The 19,322-nt window shown below is 46.8% G+C and carries 13 protein-coding genes and 1 pseudogene; 7 read left to right on the top strand and 7 right to left on the bottom strand.

All coding sequences use genetic code 11. The features are described 5' to 3' along the window. Nucleotides 1-121: 121 nt before the first annotated feature. Nucleotides 122-1,789, top strand: a complete 1,668-nt coding sequence (ettA, locus tag MJO46_RS17615) for an energy-dependent translational throttle protein EttA (protein WP_253990444.1) — start codon at nt 122-124, stop codon at nt 1,787-1,789. A 131-nt stretch (nt 1,790-1,920) separates the two neighbouring features. Here ettA and MJO46_RS17610 read toward each other — a convergent pair whose 3' ends face one another. Then, nucleotides 1,921-2,892, bottom strand: a complete 972-nt coding sequence (locus MJO46_RS17610) for a LysR family transcriptional regulator (protein WP_253990443.1) — start codon at nt 2,890-2,892, stop codon at nt 1,921-1,923. Between the two features lie 239 nt (nt 2,893-3,131). On the opposite strand from MJO46_RS17610, the gene MJO46_RS17605 reads away from it, so the two are divergent. From MJO46_RS17605 to MJO46_RS17590, 4 genes are all read left to right on the top strand, one after another. Continuing rightward, nucleotides 3,132-4,055, top strand: coding sequence for an MBL fold metallo-hydrolase (locus MJO46_RS17605; protein WP_253990442.1), 924 nt, complete (start codon nt 3,132-3,134; stop codon nt 4,053-4,055). Between the two features lie 117 nt (nt 4,056-4,172). Continuing rightward, nucleotides 4,173-4,847, top strand: a complete 675-nt coding sequence (locus MJO46_RS17600; RefSeq protein WP_253990484.1) for a DsbA family protein — start codon at nt 4,173-4,175, stop codon at nt 4,845-4,847. A gap of 424 nt (nt 4,848-5,271) precedes the next feature. Continuing rightward, complete coding sequence (locus tag MJO46_RS17595) at nt 5,272-6,384, top strand: efflux RND transporter periplasmic adaptor subunit (RefSeq protein ID WP_253990441.1); 1,113 nt, start codon at nt 5,272-5,274, stop codon at nt 6,382-6,384. Beyond that, nucleotides 6,384-9,524, top strand: a complete 3,141-nt coding sequence (locus MJO46_RS17590; RefSeq protein WP_253990440.1) for a multidrug efflux RND transporter permease subunit — start codon at nt 6,384-6,386, stop codon at nt 9,522-9,524. The genes MJO46_RS17595 and MJO46_RS17590 overlap by 1 nt, the downstream gene beginning before the upstream one ends. 250 nt (nt 9,525-9,774) lie before the next feature. Here the strand turns inward: MJO46_RS17590 and MJO46_RS17585 are convergent, their stop codons facing one another. The 5 genes and pseudogenes from MJO46_RS17585 to MJO46_RS17565 all read right to left on the bottom strand — a co-directional run bounded on the left by MJO46_RS17585 (nt 9,775) and on the right by MJO46_RS17565 (nt 14,491). Then, the gene (locus MJO46_RS17585; protein ID WP_253990439.1) at nt 9,775-10,422 is read right to left on the bottom strand and encodes a CatB-related O-acetyltransferase; all 648 of its coding nucleotides are present in this window, start codon (nt 10,420-10,422) and stop codon (nt 9,775-9,777) included. Between the two features lie 179 nt (nt 10,423-10,601). Then, the gene (locus MJO46_RS17580) at nt 10,602-11,117 is read right to left on the bottom strand and encodes a RidA family protein (protein WP_253990438.1); all 516 of its coding nucleotides are present in this window, start codon (nt 11,115-11,117) and stop codon (nt 10,602-10,604) included. A gap of 70 nt (nt 11,118-11,187) precedes the next feature. Continuing rightward, nucleotides 11,188-11,910 (bottom strand): annotated as a pseudogene (gene blaOXA, locus MJO46_RS17575) (class D beta-lactamase); the annotation flags it as partial. A 139-nt stretch (nt 11,911-12,049) separates the two neighbouring features. Beyond that, the gene (gene bla, locus MJO46_RS17570) at nt 12,050-12,934 is read right to left on the bottom strand and encodes a class A beta-lactamase (RefSeq protein WP_253990437.1); all 885 of its coding nucleotides are present in this window, start codon (nt 12,932-12,934) and stop codon (nt 12,050-12,052) included. Nucleotides 12,935-13,327: 393 nt separating this feature from the next. Further along, nucleotides 13,328-14,491, bottom strand: a complete 1,164-nt coding sequence (locus tag MJO46_RS17565) for a multidrug effflux MFS transporter (protein WP_253990436.1) — start codon at nt 14,489-14,491, stop codon at nt 13,328-13,330. Between the two features lie 142 nt (nt 14,492-14,633). On the opposite strand from MJO46_RS17565, the gene MJO46_RS17560 reads away from it, so the two are divergent. After that, complete coding sequence (locus MJO46_RS17560) at nt 14,634-15,413, top strand: helix-turn-helix domain-containing protein (protein ID WP_253990435.1); 780 nt, start codon at nt 14,634-14,636, stop codon at nt 15,411-15,413. A 144-nt stretch (nt 15,414-15,557) separates the two neighbouring features. Next, the gene (locus MJO46_RS17555; RefSeq protein ID WP_253990434.1) at nt 15,558-16,031 is read left to right on the top strand and encodes an NYN domain-containing protein; all 474 of its coding nucleotides are present in this window, start codon (nt 15,558-15,560) and stop codon (nt 16,029-16,031) included. 92 nt (nt 16,032-16,123) lie between these two features. Here MJO46_RS17555 and MJO46_RS17550 read toward each other — a convergent pair whose 3' ends face one another. Next, entirely contained in the window at nt 16,124-19,315 is a 3,192-nt protein-coding gene (locus tag MJO46_RS17550; RefSeq protein WP_301542031.1) for an efflux RND transporter permease subunit, read from the bottom strand. Between the last annotated feature and the right edge of the window lie 7 nt (nt 19,316-19,322).

The following is a 19,322-nucleotide window of genomic DNA, read 5'->3' as shown; positions in this document are numbered from 1 at the left end:
CCCAGTATTTGAGACATGAAATTCCTAGAGGTTGTACTTGAACTTGGCTCATTGCCGAGTTGAGTTCGGCGCGTAATCGAGTAGAATTAGCCGCATCATTAGTCACTTAAGATAGAGAAAAATGGCTCAGTTTGTTTATAGCATGCTGCGGGTGGGTAAGGTTGTTCCGCCTAAGAAGCAGATCCTTAAAGACATTTCTTTAAGCTTTTTCCCCGGCGCCAAAATTGGCGTGCTAGGCCTCAACGGTTCAGGTAAATCCACCCTACTGCGCATTATGGCGGGTATCGATACTGAGATTGAGGGTGAAGCTCGCCCAATGCCGGGACTGAAGATTGGTTACCTGCCACAGGAGCCTAAGCTCGATCCGACCCAAACCGTGCGTGAAGCGATTGAAGAAGCGGTCTCTGAGGCAAAAAATGCTTTAACACGCTTAGACGAAGTTTATGCTGCCTACGCCGAGCCGGATGCCGATTTCGATGCCCTTGCCAAAGAGCAAGGTGAACTCGAAGCCATAATCCAAGCCCAAGATGCCCATAACTTAGATCATATCCTTGAGCGCGCCGCCAACGCCCTGCGTCTGCCGGATTGGGATGAGAAAATCGAAGTGTTATCGGGTGGTGAGCGTCGCCGCGTGGCGATTTGTCGCTTGCTGCTTGAAAAGCCCGAAATGCTACTGCTCGATGAACCCACCAACCACTTGGATGCGGAATCCGTGGCTTGGCTTGAGCACTTCCTACAGGAATATGCCGGTACTGTGGTCGCGATTACCCACGACCGTTACTTCCTCGACAATGCTGCTGGCTGGATTTTAGAGCTTGACCGTGGTGAGGGTATCCCATGGGAAGGTAACTATTCTTCATGGCTTGAGCAAAAAGATGCGCGCTTAAAGCAAGAATCTGCCGCCGAAAGTGCCCGCCAAAAAACCATTGCCAAGGAATTGGAATGGGTACGTCAAGGCGCCAAAGGCCGCCAGTCTAAGGGCAAGGCTCGTATGGCGCGCTTTGAAGAACTGAACACTAACGATTACCAAAAACGTAACGAAACCAACGAGCTGTTTATTCCACCAGGACCACGTTTAGGCGACAAGGTTATTGAAGTGAATAACCTGACCAAATCCTACGGTGACCGCGTACTCATCGACAACCTGTCGTTCTCTGTGCCTAAGGGCGCTATCGTCGGCATTATCGGTGCCAACGGCGCGGGTAAATCGACCCTATTCCGCATGTTATCCGGCGCAGAAACGCCAGACAGCGGCACCATTGAATTAGGTGAAACCGTACAACTGGCATCGGTTGAGCAGTTCCGCGATTCGATGAATGATAAAAACACCATCTGGCAAGAAATTTCCGGTGGCCAAGACATCATGCGCATCAACAATATGGAAATCCCAAGCCGCGCCTATGTGGGCCGCTTTAACTTCCGTGGTGCGGATCAGCAAAAAGTTATCGGCACCCTATCGGGCGGTGAGCGTAACCGAGTGCATTTAGCCAAACTGCTGCAAGCGGGCGGTAACGTGTTATTACTCGACGAACCGACCAACGACTTAGACGTTGAAACCCTGCGCGCACTGGAAGAAGCGATCCTCGAATTCCCAGGTTGCGCTATGGTGATTTCGCACGACCGTTGGTTCTTAGACCGTATCGCGACCCACATTCTGGATTATCGCGACGAAGGCCAAGTGAACTTCTACGAAGGTAACTACACCGAATATTCGGCATGGTTGAAGAACACCTATGGCGCCGATGTGGTTGAGCCACACCGCCTGAAATACAAGCGCATGACGAAATAGATCGAGAATCTAGAATCTAGAATCTAGAATCTAGTCAAGCGTCTATCTGAGGAGTTTAGCTCGAAAGGGTTAAGCTCCTTTTTATTCCATTCAATTTAGGGTGTGAATTTTATCGCTATTTCTAGCTGGCACTATTTCAAACTGGCAAAGTAGGCCACCAGCATATCCATCATTACTCTTAAGGCGGGCTGCATATGTTTGCGGGATTGATACACGCCATATACGCCCAGTGACTGCGGCTTAAATTCAGTTAATAAAGGCACTAATTGACCCGAATCTAAATAGGGTTTCGCCGCCCAAACGGGCTGCATGGCAATCCCCTCACCCGCCAGCGTGGCACTCAGCACTACCATAGAATCATTGGCGCTAAAATTCCCATTCACTGGCACATTAAACGCCTGGCCTTGGTTTGACTGACCTTGGTTTAACTGGCCTTGGTTTAACTTAGACTCGGAGTTCAGCGATTGAAGCTGTTTCGCCCCCACATCGGTTTGATAAAAGCGCCACATCACATCGCCAAAATAGGAATAGGTTAAACAGTTATGCTGGGTCAAATCCTCTGGGTGAGTAATGGCTGCGCGCGCGGCAAGATAGCTTGGTGCGGCGCACACCACAGATTCACATTCCCCCAAGCGCCTCGCGATAAGATTAGGATCGAGTTCATTGGTGATGCGAATCGCCAGATCAATCCGCTCGGCGACCAGATCGACGGTTTGGCTACTCACGTGAAAATTCACGCTCGCCTGCGGATAACTGGCTAAATATTGCCGCACCACGGGCGCTAAAATCTGATGTGCCATAAATTGTGAGCAGCTAATACGCAGCAATCCCCGCGGGATCGCCACACCAGCATGACTGACCGCCGGCACTTCGTTAGCCAGTTCGAGCAACCTGTGGCAATAATCCAGCACTTGCTCACCCGCTGGCGTTAAACTGAGGCTACGTGTCGAGCGATGCAATAGCCGAGCGCCAGACCAGTCTTCCATTTCACTCAGGTAACGGGTCACCATAGAACGTGACATATCTAAGGCATTGGCGGCGCTGATCATGCTGCCACGCTCAACAATCGCCACAAACACCTTAGCCGCTTCGAGTCTGTCCATCACTTATCTCCACTCACGTTCAATCGCTCACTTTCAAGCACTCGCTTTTAGTCACTCAAGGGCACACTGACTCAAATGCTCATTTATAGGTTCAAGCGCAAGCCGCAATTAAACCGATTTATGCAACAAACCCGGGCATTTTAACGCATTTATCTAGTGATTTTTGCAACTTATACTTTACTCACTTTTGCAACAACTGCAAATCAACGACTTAAATCTTGAATATAAGTGAGCCCCAAATGAACACATCGACCTATGCAATACGTAACATACTGAAAGCTAACTTTAAATCTTCGTCTAACATCGGCCTAGCTGCCACGTTATTTCTTGCGGGGATAAGTGCCGTCAATGCTGCGCCATTACAAGTGAGCCATTTTAATCCCGGTGAAAACAGCATCTTTGCGGTGTCATCGAGCTTTATCAGCGGCGAGCACGAGATAATGCTTGTCGATGCGCAGTTTCAAAATAACGATGCCCAAACCTTAGTCGACACCATCAAGGCCAGCGGTAAAAAACTGACTCAGGTGTATATCAGTCATAGCGATCCCGACTTTTATTTCGGCTTAGCCGTGATTAAAAAGCATTTCCCCGATGCACAAATCGTCGCGACTCAAACTACAGTCGATGCGATTAAAGCCTCAATGGAAGGCAAGCTCACCTACTGGGGGCCGATTTTAAAGGACAATGCGCCAAGGGAATTAGTGTTACCTAAGGCGATTCACAGTGACACTTTTACCATCGACGGTGAGCAAGTGATTATTAAAGGTTTTAATGATAAACACCCTAAACACACTTTTCTGTGGGTGCCCTCGGCAAAAACCATTACGGGTGGCGTAGAAGTCTTTGATAACACGCATGTTTGGATGGCAGACACTCAAACCGCCACTGAGCGTCAAGAATGGTTAGCCCATTTAGATGCAATGGAAAAACTGCGTCCGACTGCCGTAATCCCTGGGCATTACTTAGGCAAAACACAGTTTGATACTAGCGCCATCGGTTTTACCCGTGAATATGTAAAAGCCTTTGAAGTCGCGGCAAAAGCCTCGAAAAATTCAGCCGAATTAATCCAGAAGATGTTGGCGCTATACCCAAAAATGCCAGTCGATGCTGGGCTTGAGATCAGCGCCAAAGTCATCATGGGCGAAATGAGCTGGCCGATGTAAGCCCTTTGAGCTTGCCTAATCCATTGTCGATACAATCGCTTAAATCCAAAAGGTGTCACTATGTCCAATACCTCAGTTCATTCAGCTAACAGAGCAATAAACCCATCAACTCCCCAAATGCCCATACTGCATGCCATTATCGACCCTTTATGCGGTTGGTGTTATGCGGCGGCGCCACTGCTCGATGCCGCCGCAAAAGCAGGCTTTAGCATTAAGCTCCACGGCGGCGGTATGCTCACAGGCTCTAGACGCAAACAAATCGATGCTAACTGGCGCGACTATGTGATGCCCCATGATCTGCGTATTAGCGAACTAACCGGCCAACCCTTTGGGGAAAACTACTTTAATGGTCTGCTGCGCGATACCCGAGTTGTACTCGACTCGGCGCCTCCCATTAAAGCCATGCTCGCAGTCGATGCTTTGGGTGGTGACAGTTTGGCCTATCTACACTCAGTACAACTCGCCCACTACCGCGATGGCCACAGCGCCAGTGATGAAGGCAATCTCACAAGATTAGCCACAGCGCAGGGATTTAGCTCCAACGACTTCGCAGCACAATATGCGCAAGCTGAAGACAAACTCGATGAGCACATAATCGAATCACGGGCGCTACTCAACCAGATCGGTGCCCAAGGTTTTCCTTCGATGGCGATAGAGGCTGATAATGGCACAATAATCGCCATCAATATCAACCGCTTTTATGGCCAGCCCGAGCAGTGGTTAAGTTACCTTAAAGAGCTGATGCCGTTACAACCAAGCACAGGTGAGAAAATCGCAGAAGTGTACGACTGAAAGTCGCAGCCTTAATTACAAAAGCCTTAGGAACAAGGTAAATCAAAGCTAATCCCATAGGCTAGAGAGCAACTAAAGTGACGCTTAAATCAGTGTGAATACCAGATCACTCAAGCAGATAACGTCTTGGCCATGTGTGGTAACACTGGCCATGATGTTATGTAAAAAGGGGAAGTTTTCAGCGTTAAGACTATCCATCTTTAGTAATGACATCAATATATTGCATTTAATCCTAAACATCCTACTGCAAAAAATACCCCCATCGATAAAATAATTGCATTAATTGAGCAAAAAAACACAATTTCTTTCACTTTCGTGAGCTCAACTTTACAAACTTTTACCCACTAAGCGTACGTTATTCACTAGAATAGCCATCATAGTGCTATCGACCTCTTAACAGCCTTTGTGCGAGATAATCATTCCAATGAAAAAAACCATTATTGCCATTGCCTTAATTGCGGTGATTGCCACAGCCGTAAGCTTTAGTGATGTCCTTCAAGCGGCTAAACCCGAAAATGCCCCGCACCTGATGCGCACCGTTCCCGTGGTCACAGGGACTGTGGTCGAACATCCACTGACGCAATCTATTTCCTTAATTGGCAAACTCGCGGCCGAACGCGCCGTGGTAATTGCCCCGCAGGTCACGGGTAAAATCAAACAAATCGCAGTGACCTCCAACCAAGCGGTTAAAAAAGGTCAATTGCTTATTGAACTCGATGATATGAAGGCCCAGGCCGCCGTTGCCGAGGCCAATGCCTTTTTAAACGATGAAAGACGTAAACTAAAAGAGTTTGAAAAACTGATCAGCCGTAACGCTATCACCCAAACCGAAATTGACGCCCAAAAAGCCAGTGTCGATATCGCTCAGGCGCGCTTAGCTTCTGCCCAGGCGGAATTGCATTACCATTCACTCATCGCCCCCTTTGCAGGTAAGACTGGGTTAATCAATTTTAGTGAAGGTAAAATGGTCAGCATGGGGACAGAGCTAATGACCTTGGATGATTTGTCCAGTATGAGGCTGGACCTTCAAGTACCCGAGCATTATCTGTCACAACTGAGTATCGGCATGCCAGTGTCCGCCAGCAGCCGCGCTTGGCCGGGGGAGCTTTTTACCGGTAAAGTGGTCGCTATCGATCCCCGTGTAAACGAAGAAACCCTAAACCTTAAGATCCGGGTTCAGTTTGAGAATCCTAAAAACCGCTTAAAACCGGGGATGATGATGTCATCCACTATCACCTTCCCGCCGATTATTGCGCCGATTGTGCCAGTACAGGCCCTCGAATATTCAGGTACTAAACGCTATGTCTATGTGGTCAGCCCAGATCATATCGCCCAGCGTACCGAAGTGATCCTAGGCGCTCGCGTGGGTGATCAAGTGCTTATCGATCGTGGTTTAAAGATTGGCGATAAAGTCGTCGTGCAGGGATTAGTGAATATGCGCGATGGTTTAAAAATCAATGAAGTGTCCCTCGATACTAAGCAAACGGGCACAAGCTCCGCCGATGCTACTGATACGAAAACGACGGAGACCAAATAATGTGGTTATCGGATGTTTCAGTTAAACGCCCCGTCGTTGCTATCGTTCTAAGCTTATTGCTGTGCGTCTTTGGTTTAGTGTCTTTTACTAAACTCTCGGTCAGGGAAATGCCCGATGTCGAGAGCCCTGTGGTGACTGTAAGTACGAGCTATTCCGGTGCCTCGGCCGCGATTATGGAAAGCCAAATCACTAAAACCCTCGAAGATGAGCTCACGGGGATCAGTGGTATCGATGAGATCACCTCCACCACCCGTAACGGAAGCTCGCGCATCACGGTTAAATTTCTCCTCGGCTGGGACTTAACCGAAGGGGTCAGTGATGTGCGCGACGCCGTCGCCCGTGGTCAACGCCGTTTACCCGAAGATGCGGACGATCCTGTCGTTTCTAAGGATAATGGTTCGGGCGAGCCTTCGGTCTATGTCAATTTAAGCTCAACCGTGATGGACCGAACTCAACTCACAGATTATGCCCAGCGGGTATTAGAGGACAGATTTAGTCTTATCAGTGGCGTGAGTTCCATCAGTATCTCAGGCGGCCTATATAAGGTGATGTACGTCAAGCTTAGGCCAGAGCAGATGGCGGGACGTAACGTCACAGTCACGGATATCACCAATGCATTGCGTAAGGAAAACGTCGAAACCCCCGGCGGCCAAGTGCGCAACGATACGACCGTCATGTCGGTACGAACCAAACGGCTTTACTACACACCACAGGATTTTGACTACTTAGTGGTACGCACCGCCAGCGATGGCACCCCCATCTATTTAAAAGATGTGGCCGATGTGGCTGTTGGCGCACAAAACGAAAACTCTACCTTTAAGAGTGACGGCATTGTTAACTTAAGTTTAGGGGTGATCACCCAATCCGATGCCAACCCCTTAGTAGTCGCGCAGGAAGTACATAAAGAGGTCGATCGCATTCAAAACTTCCTGCCAGAAGGCACTAGCCTTGTGGTCGACTTCGATTCCACCGTGTTTATCGATCGTTCTATCGATGAGGTGTATAACACCCTCTATGTCACGGGGGCGCTCGTCGTATTAGTGCTCTATATCTTTATTGGCCAAGCTCGGGCGACGTTAATTCCCGCAGTCACAGTTCCTGTGTCTCTGATCTCGGCATTTATCGCCGCCAATATGTTTGGTTACTCAATTAACCTATTGACTTTAATGGCCTTAATCCTCTCGATAGGCCTAGTCGTTGACGATGCGATTGTGGTCGTCGAGAACATATTCCACCATATCGAAAAAGGGGAAGAACCCTTACTCGCCGCCTATAAAGGCACGCGGGAAGTGGGTTTTGCGGTAGTCGCCACCACCGCCGTATTAGTCATGGTATTCCTGCCCATTTCCTTTATGGATGGTATGGTTGGCCTGTTATTTACCGAGTTCTCCGTGATGCTAGCGGTGTCGGTACTGTTTTCATCCTTAGTTGCCCTAACGCTTACCCCTGTGCTCAGTAGTAAATTACTCAAAGCCAACGTCAAACCAAATCGCTTTAACCGTTGGGTTGATGCTGGCTTTGCGGCGATGGAAAAGGTTTATCGCACCGCGGTGACTAAGGCGATACGTTTTCGATTGATTGCCCCGATAGTTATCCTCGCCTGTGTGGGCGGCAGTGTATGGTTAATGCAACAAGTACCAGCCCAACTTGCCCCACAGGAGGATCGCGGCGTGCTCTACGCCTTTGTTAAAGGCGCGGAAGGTACGAGTTACAACCGCATGACCGCCAATATGGACATAGTCGAAGACAGGCTGATGCCTTTGTTGGGTAAAGGCGTGCTGCGCTCTTTTAGCGTGCAAGCCCCCGCCTTCGGTGGCCGTGCTGGCGATCAAACTGGCTTTGTGATCATGCAGTTAGAGGATTGGGAAAACAGAAATGTCACGGCGCAGCAGGCCCTTGGCATTATCAGCAACGCCTTAAAAGATATCCCCGATGTGATGGTTCGCCCTATGATGCCAGGCTTTAGGGGGCAATCGAGCGAACCCGTTCAATTTGTGCTTGGCGGCTCAGATTATGCCGAACTGTTTAAATGGGCGCAGATATTAAAAGAAGAAGCCAACGCCAGCCCACTCATGGAAGGTGCTGACTTAGACTATGCCGAAACTACCCCAGAGCTTATCGTCAGCGTCGATAAAGAGCGAGCTGCGGAGCTTGGCATCAGTGTCAATGAAGTCTCTGAAACCTTAGAAGTGATGCTCGGCGGGCGTAAGGAAACCACCTATGTCGATCGCGGTGAAGAATACGATGTGTATCTGCGCGGTGACGAAAACAGCTTTAACAACGTCGGCGATTTAAGCCAAATCTACATGCGCTCAGCCAAGGGGGAGTTAGTCACCCTAGACACTGTGACCCATATTGAAGAAGTCGCCTCGGCGCAAAAACTCAGCCATACCAATAAGCAAAAATCGATCACCCTTAAAGCGAACCTCAGCGAGGGCTATACCTTAGGTGAAGCTCTTAAGTTTCTGGATAATAAATCTATTGAGCTATTACCTAAGGATATTTCGATTGGTTACACCGGTGAATCTAAGGACTTTAAAGAAAACCAGAGCAGCATTTTAATAGTGTTCGGTTTAGCACTGCTGGTCGCTTACTTAGTGTTAGCGGCTCAGTTTGAGAGCTTTATCAACCCTATGGTGGTGATGTTCACTGTGCCTATGGGCGTATTCGGTGGCTTCCTCGGTTTGCTTATCACTAGCCAAGGGATCAACATCTACAGCCAAATAGGCATGATCATGTTGATTGGCATGGTAACTAAAAACGGGATCTTGATTGTCGAATTTGCCAACCAATTACGTGACCGTGGACTTGAACTCGATAAAGCTATTATCGATGCGTCATCCCGTCGTTTGCGGCCAATCCTAATGACAGCCTTCACCACCTTAGTGGGCGCTGTGCCGTTAATTTTCTCGACGGGCGCGGGGGCGGAAAGCCGTATCGCAGTGGGCACAGTGGTGTTCTTCGGCATGGCGTTTGCGACTTTCGTGACGCTATTTGTGATCCCCGCTATGTACCGCTTAATCTCAGTAGCGACCCATTCACCGGGTTATGTTGAAGCAAAACTCGAAGCGGCCATTAAGGCTCAAGAGTTAGCGGCACAAGAGTCGGCAAAGCAGCAGGAACTCGCGCCTAAAGCCTAGCGCTTCATCTCGACAGGAGCAGGTACAAGTGTCGACTCCTTAAATAAATTGACACTTATTACCTACCGCCCAAAACGCCTGATGAATCTCATCGGGCGTTTTGTATTTTAAGGCCAAATGGGTTTCCAGTGTTGTATTAACTTAAATAAGGAATGACCGTTTCTGCGTCATGCGCCTTGGATTGAAATACCAGTGAGGCGCACAGCTGATTTAGATATTTAATGTGATTACTATACGCCCGACAAACATCTTAATTTGTACCGGCTTCTTTTTGATCATAAATAACAATGGCTTGTTTGAGCTGTTCAAAATTCGAAGAGCACAAATGCCGTTTCAAAGCGTTAAACTTTTCGACTGGCCAATCATAAATTTTTAATGCCAGCAACTCAGGAATAATGTCTTGATGAAAGCGATACTTGACTCGTTTAGCGGGTGAACCTGCGACAACACTGTAAGGTTCGACGTCCTGAGTGACAACACTGTTCGCTGCAACTACGGCTCCTTCACCAATAGTGACTCCAGGCATCACCATACATCTCATCCCTAGCCAAGCGCCATCACCAATATGGGTGTCACCTTTTCCTACATATGCCTCTTCAATAAAATCCATAAAAGGGTATAAGCAAAACCAATCCGCCCTATGTGTATGATTTCCTCCCATTAAAATCACAACTTCAGCGGCGATACACACATAGTCACCAATATAGAGTTTATCAATAGGCCATTTGGGCTCCCATTGGCGGCTGATTTCATCACCATGAAGATATCTCACCGCGGATCCCTCAAACCCCATATCCCAACAATCGCTATAATAGCTGTGCTGACCTTTGATTATAATATTCGGGTTAGTAACAACCTCGTGTAACAACTGAACTTTTGACCAATGCTTATTATTCATAGAAGTGCTCTTTATAAATTAACTGTAACTGAAAAATGGTGAGATATTAAAGACTGGCTAACTCAACAAATATGTCTCTTGAGTTTTAGGGCATGATATTAAAGAACAATATAACACATAAGCAAAAAGCCTATGTACCCTAATTCTATTTAGCTTAATAAATACCCTCGTTCGCTATGCTATTTTCGAATGGCAGTGGCTTCAATTTCAACACGCCATGCTGAATTTGCTAGTCCTGCAATTTTCAAGACCGACCGAGCTGGTACATTGGGTTGTGTTTTTGTACCAAAAAATTGGATATAAGCCGCCATAAAACCATCCATATCCATTTCATTATTTAATGCAGGATCGCCAACTAAAAAAACCTGCAGTTTAATCACATCCCCTAAGCCCAGACCAATGTCTTTTAAACTTTTCTCTATTGCTTTTAATACCCCAATAGTTTGTCCTTTTGTATCCCCACCATATGCAAGTGGACTATTTTTATCTTGAGTCAAATCTTGCATAGGCGGTAGTTTCCCAGATAAATATACAATAGACATAGAGGCTGGCACTTCTACCGCCGCAGCAACAGGGAAATTTGAATTAGCAATACGATGCCGGATAACATCTTCTCCCGCATGCGCGGCGATATTCACCGTGAAAAGTAAGCCACACAAGCCGAAAAATGAAATACGGATGACAGAAGTTAACATATTGACCTCAAATATTGGATTGCCCCAATTTAAAAAGCGTGAATTTTATACTGTACAATACGAGCCCCCCTTAAATATGGGGCAATGCATCGATAGATAGTAACAACTCTCTGCCAATCGCTTCTCTCTTGTAAACATCCGCCATGCCATTCGGCGTGTCTATATTCAATGCAAAAAAGACCGGTCCTGTTGGCCATTCAGCCCAACCGACCCACCAACCAACTTGGCCACCGAGTCCTGTTTTCGCCCTGAGAATCCATTCTCGGCCAGCTTCGACTATCATAATATCTTTGGTTAATAATTGATGTTCAACTTTAAATGGGAGTTGGTTCTTATAAGGCTTCTCAAGGAAGTTTATCTGCTCTTGAGCAGATATTTCTAAACCACCTCTGACCCAATAGTCGTCCACTTTTACAGTGGGATCTTGATTCCCATAATTAATTTCCTCCAAATAATCCCTTGCCTTGTTTTCATCTAACTCCTTCGCAAATCCTCGATAAACCCATAAAGCGGAATAGCGCATCGCTGAACGTAAATTCTGATCTTGATTGTGACTAGGGATAGAGTATTTTTCACCATTCCATTTAAACGTTTGAAATTCATCCTTAACTAAGTTTGCATCGAGAGCAAATAAAGTGTGAGGAATTTTAAATGTCGATGCAGGCGTAAACCGTACCGTTGAACGTGCTTTATTGTAAATATAAGTGGCACTTGCCCCTCCACGTTCGTCTTTAATGATGATTGTTCCATTCGCTTTAAATTTATCAAAGGTGGATTTCCATTCACTCTTTTCTGCTACCGTAATCGACTCACTTGCAAAAGATTTTATTGTTGTAAAAATGAAAAGAGAGAGCGACCACAGCATTAGCTTTTTAAGTTTCATAGCAAAACCTTAATATATTTACTTTTTAGGAGTATGATCCGTAGCATGGTTAAAATAAAGTCCCGTTCGTGTACTCAGTGAAAATTACCCGTCCTATTTCGGAAATGACTTTCTCACGCTCCTCAATAGAGGTTTTCTCTTTTTTAATGTAAATACTAATTATCAATGGTTGTTGTGATTCAGACCAAACCATGGAAATAATTCCCCGAGCGCCATAGCTGTTGGCACCGGTACGGTCAGCAATTTCCCATCCCGTAGGAAGTACCAATCTCAGCATGTTATCTGCAACTTTATTCCCCATCATCCAAATTTTTAACTGTTCTTTGGATTGAGTTGATAAAATATTACCGAGAAGTAATTTGTTAAAGTTGGCTGCCATTGCATTAGCCGTCGATGTATCTCTTAAGTCTCCCTCTGGATTTGTATTGAGATCTGGTTCATAACGATCGGCTCTGGTTATATCATCTCCCATTGAACGCAGAAATGAAGTAATGCCTTCAGGACCGCCAGATTCTTTTATCGCAAAATTAGCCGCGGTATTATCACTGTAGGTCATAGTCGCTTTACAGGCATCTGCTAATGTCACTTTTTTGCCTATAAATTCTTTCATTACTGGTGAATGGCTAACAACATCTTGTTCATAAATCATCATTGCATCGTCTAGCGATACTGCATTTTTATCTACTTCAGATAGCACAATGGCACAAGCTAAAGCCTTAACAGTGCTATTTGTCGAAAACCGTTCATCACCGTTAATTGAATATACGTTATTTGAGCTGCTTTCTATAACAGACACACCAATACTCCAGCCTTGGCGCTCAAATTCATTAACGGTTTGTTTTACACTTAAGGGACTTGCATTCGAATTTGAAACACTCATCAAGCAAATGGCAATAAGCGTTGTCTTTTTGTAATCACTCAGTTTTTTTAACATGCTGCTTTTCTCTGTTCTTATTAAATATGTTCATCATAATGATTAATTGTGGCGAAATTATGGCTAAAATAAGATTTATAGTGACATTAAAAATATTGTCAACTTACCCAATTCGAATCCCAAACAAGCATTAACCTCCCCACTAACATATTAGATTAATGTTTTACTCAACTAACTTAATTAAGCGCTATGTATCAAGTTATTTCAATTGATTGCAATCTATCTAATCGTTAACTTTTAATATTAATTAATGCATTTATTAACATTACTCAATCGCTATAGTTTTATATTCGCCCCACAGTAAGCTACAAGCAAGCTCATAGCTAATCATCACTTTAGAGAATCGCATAAATCAGCCAAGGCAATCGGTGCCTTGGCTTTTTCTATTTATATTTAAGCGTTTTTTGCTTTATGGGCTAAGCCCAAATTTACACCTAATCCCACACAAAGCAGTGCACTGAATGTGACCACCATACCTAAATGGTGAATGATTCCTGCGCCGCCTAAACCTAGTCCCAACAGAATGTAATAAAACAGTCCGAAGAGTGCGCCAGCAGAACCCGCATAGGCGCGGTAGTTTGCTAGAGCCGAGCTGAGTATGTTCGGAATCGCTATCCCGTAAGCAATCACAATCAAAAGCATAGGCGCTAAAAAGTAAACATTATTCAGCCCTAAAACAGTCGATTGGAATAGCCAAATACCCAGTCCACCAACAAGTGCGATAGCACTGGCGAAGCGAACCAACTGGGCGCTAGCGTAGCCTCGACCCAACAATATTTTATTAATATAACTGCCAAGGAATGCGCCAAAGCCCAATAGCAAGCCACTCGTACCGAAGGCAAGCGTCGATAACCCTTGCGCCTCAAACATAAATGGCGCCAGTGAAAAGTAGCTAAACCACATCAGGTTAAACGCCGCCACCAACAAAGTGTTTTTAATAATCCCGCTGTCGGTAAGCATCTTGATAGCCAACTCACCTATCGCGATTTTCTGGGTGTGTGCGGGTTTGGTTTCGGGTAACAATTTTACCGATAAAAACAACAGCACTATGGCAGAAACCATCAGTGCGACAAACACACCTTGATATCCCCAATAGGCACTGAGAACACTGCCCAATAGCAATCCGATAACCGGGCTAATTCCAAGTGACATGCCCACCACAGAAAAGACTTTAGCTAATTCTTCACCACTGTAGCTGTCACGCATCATGGTTTGGGTAATCACTGAACCTACTGCCGCACCGAACGCCAACAATACTCGGGCCAGTAACAATAGGCTAAAGTCGCTCACTATTAAGGCTAAGGCTGAACCAATGGCATAACAGACTAATCCCGCGAGCATGGCTTTGCGGCGACCAATAATGTCGGCTAAACGGCCCCAGCAAAATACCCCGATGGCAAAGGCAATAAAGTACACAGATAAGGTTTGCGATGCGCCGGCAATCGACACGGCAAAGCTTTCTGCAATATTAGGCAAAGCTGGGCTATAGATGGTTTCCATTATTTGCGGAAACATCATTAGCAGCACAGCGAGCCCTAATGGTGGTTTTATATTCATGATTTCGATTCAATTTCAGTAAACCAAATGAGCTGGTTAACCGAAAGACTGCTCCATACTTGTCAAAGATGGCCCAGTATAGATAGAATCCACACCAGACAATTAGCAACACTTAGACAATAAACATCAAAAATAGGACAAAATGGCCTTTATTCGACCTGAACATCAATTTAATCCAGATCTGTTGGATAATCTGGTCATTGGTATTGCCGCAGACATGGGGGAACACGACTCGGGAGTGCATCACCACGAGAAGGCGCAGCTACTGTACGCCCCCGCAGGAGTAATGACATTTACTCTAGCCGAGACTCAAGTGGTGTTACCACCGACACGTGCGGCTTGGTTGCCAGCAGGCGTTGAGCACAGCGTCACCATGCGTAATGTGGTTGCCTATCGCTCACTCTACTTTGAGCCAGAGACGGTCAGCTCATTACCCGATAAGGTCACTATTTTCCAGGTGAACCCGCTACTCAAAGCGTTAATCGACACTATGTCATTTTGGCCTTGGGACAAACCAAGAAGCACTCAACACCATGCTTTTGCGCTGCTATTAGAAGAATTGGGCAATGCCGCGGAAGAAATTTTGGCGTTACCGCTCCCACAGGATAAACGTCTAAAAAATTGGCTTGCGCAACTGCAACAACATCAAACAATACCTAGCAACCTTAAAGATATGGCCATCGAAATCGGTGCCAGTGAGCGCACAATTAGCCGTATTTTTAGTACGCAGACAGGTATGGCTTATCAAGCTTGGCGCCAGCAATGGCGTTTACTCTCGGCCATTGAACAATTAGCGGCGGGAGCATCGGTGGCGCAGGTGGGCTTTAATTTACACTTTTCCAGCGACAGTGCCTTTATCAGCTTTTTTAAGCAATATACCGGCACCACTCCGGCGCAATATTTTAAATCCCCTAGTATTTAGCCAAATATCCAATCCCGCGAGTACAACTCAGGTGAGGCAATGTCCCCGCTCAACCGAAAGCTGTACTTTCCATTTAGCGCCCATTGGCGACTTGCTGTGTTATAGTGCGGGAAGTCTTTTCCCAGATCGCAATATACGAATCCCTTGAAAAAAATCGCTTTATTTGTGGATGTACAAAACATCTATTACACCTGCCGCGAGGCCTATGGTCGCCAATTTAATTACCGTAAATTATGGCAACACTTAGGTTACGAGGGGGACATAGTCTTGGCCGTGGCTTATGCCATCCACAAGGGTGACGATGGGCAGTTAAAATTCCAGGACGCGTTAAAGCACATAGGTTTTGAGGTGAAGTTAAAACCGTTTATTCAGCGTAGCGATGGCTCGGCCAAAGGCGACTGGGATGTGGGGATCACTATCGATATTATGGAAGCGGCGAGTGAAGTAGATACTGTGATCTTATTGTCTGGTGATGGCGATTTCGATTTATTACTGCAAAAAATCCATCAAAAATATGGCGTTGAAACCCAAGTGTATGGCGTCCCTACCCTGACGGCTAAATCCTTAAGGGATGCAGCGTCTCAATTTCATCCTATCGATAAGGCGTTACTGCTTTAAGTTAAAAACCGTAACAGTATATTCTCCAGCAGTACCACATAGGAAAGGCCTGTTTTCACAGGCCTTTAACCGGATCGCTTTATATCTGAGTTCTATCTGTTTGCATGCTGTTGACCTGTAGCAAGATTTGCCAACGGCTCGATATCGTTATTATCCATATTGCCAGCTCCCCGCTTTGCTAAGGCATAGTAGAACAGCGGCGTTAGGATAAGGCCAAACACAGTCACCCCAATCATACCGGCGAACACTGCCACGCCCATGGCTTGGCGCATCTCAGCGCCCGCGCCAGTGGAGAACACCATAGGCACCACGCCCATAATAAAGGCGATAGATGTCATCAAGATAGGACGTAAACGTAATCTTGCGGCCTCTAATATCGCCTCCATAGGTGCCATACCGTGATCTTGTTTTTCCTTTGCAAACTCGACAATCAAGATAGCGTTTTTAGTTGCCAGCCCCACCAGCACTATCAGGCCAATTTGGGTGAAGATATTGTTGTCACCACCGTAAATTAACACTCCACTGAGGGCTGAAAGTAAGGTCATTGGAATGATTAAGATAATCGCCAATGGCAAGCTTAAGCTCTCGTACTGGGCGGCTAACACCATAAACACTAAGATGATCACCAGCGGGAAAACCAAAAGACCCGTATTGCCCGCTAAGATTTGCTGATAAGTCAGCTCGGTCCACTCGTAGGTCATACCGTTTGGCAGTGTCTCGGCGAGGATTTTCTCTATCGCCGCCTGAGCTTGGCCAGTACTCACACCGGGTGCTGGACCACCGTTGATTTCAGCGGTCGTAAAGCCGTTATAGTGCATCACTCGGTCTGGGCCAGAGCTTTGACTGACGTTGATGAATGATCCTAGCGGGATCATATCACCATTCAGATTCGGCACCTTTAGCTGACTTATCTGCTGCGGACTTTGACGGAACGCCTCGTCAGCCTGCATATTCACCTGATAGGTTCGACCGAAACGATTGAAATCGTTGACATAGGTCGAGCCCATATAGGTTTGTAATGTTTGGAAGATTTGATCGAGCGACACTGCCTGCTGTTTCGCTTTGGTTCGATCAATATCCAGTTCAAGTTGTGGCACGTTCACCTGATAGCTAGAAAAAACGCCAGCTAACTGAGGATTGGCCCACGCCTTGTACATCACTTGTTGGGTCACCTGATACAAGGCCTCATAACCAAGGTTGGCTCTGTCTTGAATTTGCAGACGGAACCCTCCTATAGTGCCGAGGCCTTGCACAGGTGGCGGCGGGAAGATGGCAATAAATGCGTCTTGAATACTGGCAAATTGCTGATTCAATTGTCCTGCAATGGCATTTGCCGACAGTTCAGGACTGGTACGCGAGTCAAAATCATCAAGCGCGACAAACACGACGCCTGAGTTAGGACTGTTAGTAAAACCGTTGATACTCAGGCCAGGGAAGGCAATCGAGTGCGCCACACCCGGGTGATTAAGCGCGATCTCAGACATCTTTTTGATCACGGTATCGGTGCGTTCAAGGGACGCCGCATCGGGCAACTGAGCAAAGGCCACTAAATACTGTTTATCTTGGCCGGGTACATAACCCGTTGGAGTATTGGCAAATTGCACACCCGTTAGCGCCACCATGCCTAAATATACTAGGCCAATAATGCCACCAAAACGGATCACCTTACGAACTAAGTAACCATAACCATCGGATGCACGGCTAAATAAGCGGTTAAAAGGCATGAACAACCAAGCACCGAACAACTTGTCCATTAGACGAGTTAAACCATCCTTTGGCGCATCATGGCTTTTGAGTAATAACGCCGATAACGCCGGACTCAAAGTCAGTGAGTTAATAGCCGAGATAAAGGTCGAAATAGTAATAGTCAAGGCAAACTGTTTATAAAACTGCCCAGTTAAACCGCTCATAAAGGCCGTCGGAATAAACACCGCCGCCAGCACTAAGGTGGTAGCCACAATCGGGCCAGTCACTTCCTTCATCGCCTTTTGTGTTGCCGCAACTGGGCTTAACCCTGCGGCAATATTACGTTCGACGTTTTCCACCACCACAATCGCATCATCCACCACAATGCCGATGGCGAGCACCAGCCCAAATAGCGACAGGGCGTTTAACGAGAACCCGAGCAGATGCATAAAGGCAAAGGTACCGACCAAAGACACAGGCACGGCCACCAGCGGAATAATCGAGGCGCGCCAGGTTTGCAGGAACAGTACCACCACTAACACCACCAGCAATACGGCCTCGAGCAAGGTTTTTACCACTGCTTCAATCGAGCCACGCACGAACACGGTTGGATCGTATACGATTTCGTACTCGAGCCCTTCTGGGAAGGATTTCGATAACTCCGCCATTTTGGCGCGCACATCATCGGAAATCTGAATCGCATTCGAACCCGATGCTTGGAATACAGGAATCGCCACCGCATCTTTATTATCGAGTAAAGAACGCAGCGCATAACTGGTCGCGCCCAGTTCGACACGAGCCACATCCTTAAGGCGGATCACCTCAGCATTCTGGCCAACTTTGATGATGATATCTTCAAATTCAGACAGTTCAGTTAAGCGGCCTTTCACGTTAATCAAAAGTTGAAAGTCGGCATTACCACTGGGCTGTGCGCCTAAACTGCCCGCCGCCGCTTGCTGATTTTGCTCACGCACGGCGGCAATAATGTCCGCTGGCGATAAACCCAGCGCCGAAACTTTATTGGGGTCGAGCCAAATACGCAGGCTATATTCGCCGGCACCAAACAAGCGTACCGCGCCGACACCGTTAATCCGCGCTAACTCGTCTTTGACGTTTAGCGCCGCATAGTTAGACAGATACAACATGTCGTAACGGTTATCCGGCGATTGCAAATGCACCACCATGGTTAAGTCGGGTGAGGACTTCTCAGTCACGATCCCTAGGCGTTGTACTTCCTGCGGCAGACGTGGCATAGCGCGATCGACACGGCTCTGCACTTGGGTTTGTGCCCTGTCCACATCCGTACCAATCGCAAAGGTGATGGTTAAGGTCATGCGCCCATCGGACGTCGCCTGGGATGACATGTACAACATGTCTTCGACGCCGTTGATTTCCTGCTCCAGCGGCGAGGCCACGGTTTCGGCAATCACTTTAGGGTTAGCACCAGGGTAGTTAGCGGTCACGACCACAGTCGGCGGCACCACTTCAGGATATTCGGTAATAGGCAACTGCCAAACGGCAATCGCCCCTGTGATAAAAAACAGCAGTGACAATACGGCTGCAAATATCGGTCTTTTAATGAAAAACTGCGACAACATAATGTGT

This window comes from Shewanella sp. KJ2020, assembly GCF_024197625.1.
Taxonomy (GTDB): domain Bacteria; phylum Pseudomonadota; class Gammaproteobacteria; order Enterobacterales; family Shewanellaceae; genus Shewanella.
Note: the sequence above shows the minus strand (reverse complement) of the source record. Positions and strands in the feature narration are given on the sequence as shown.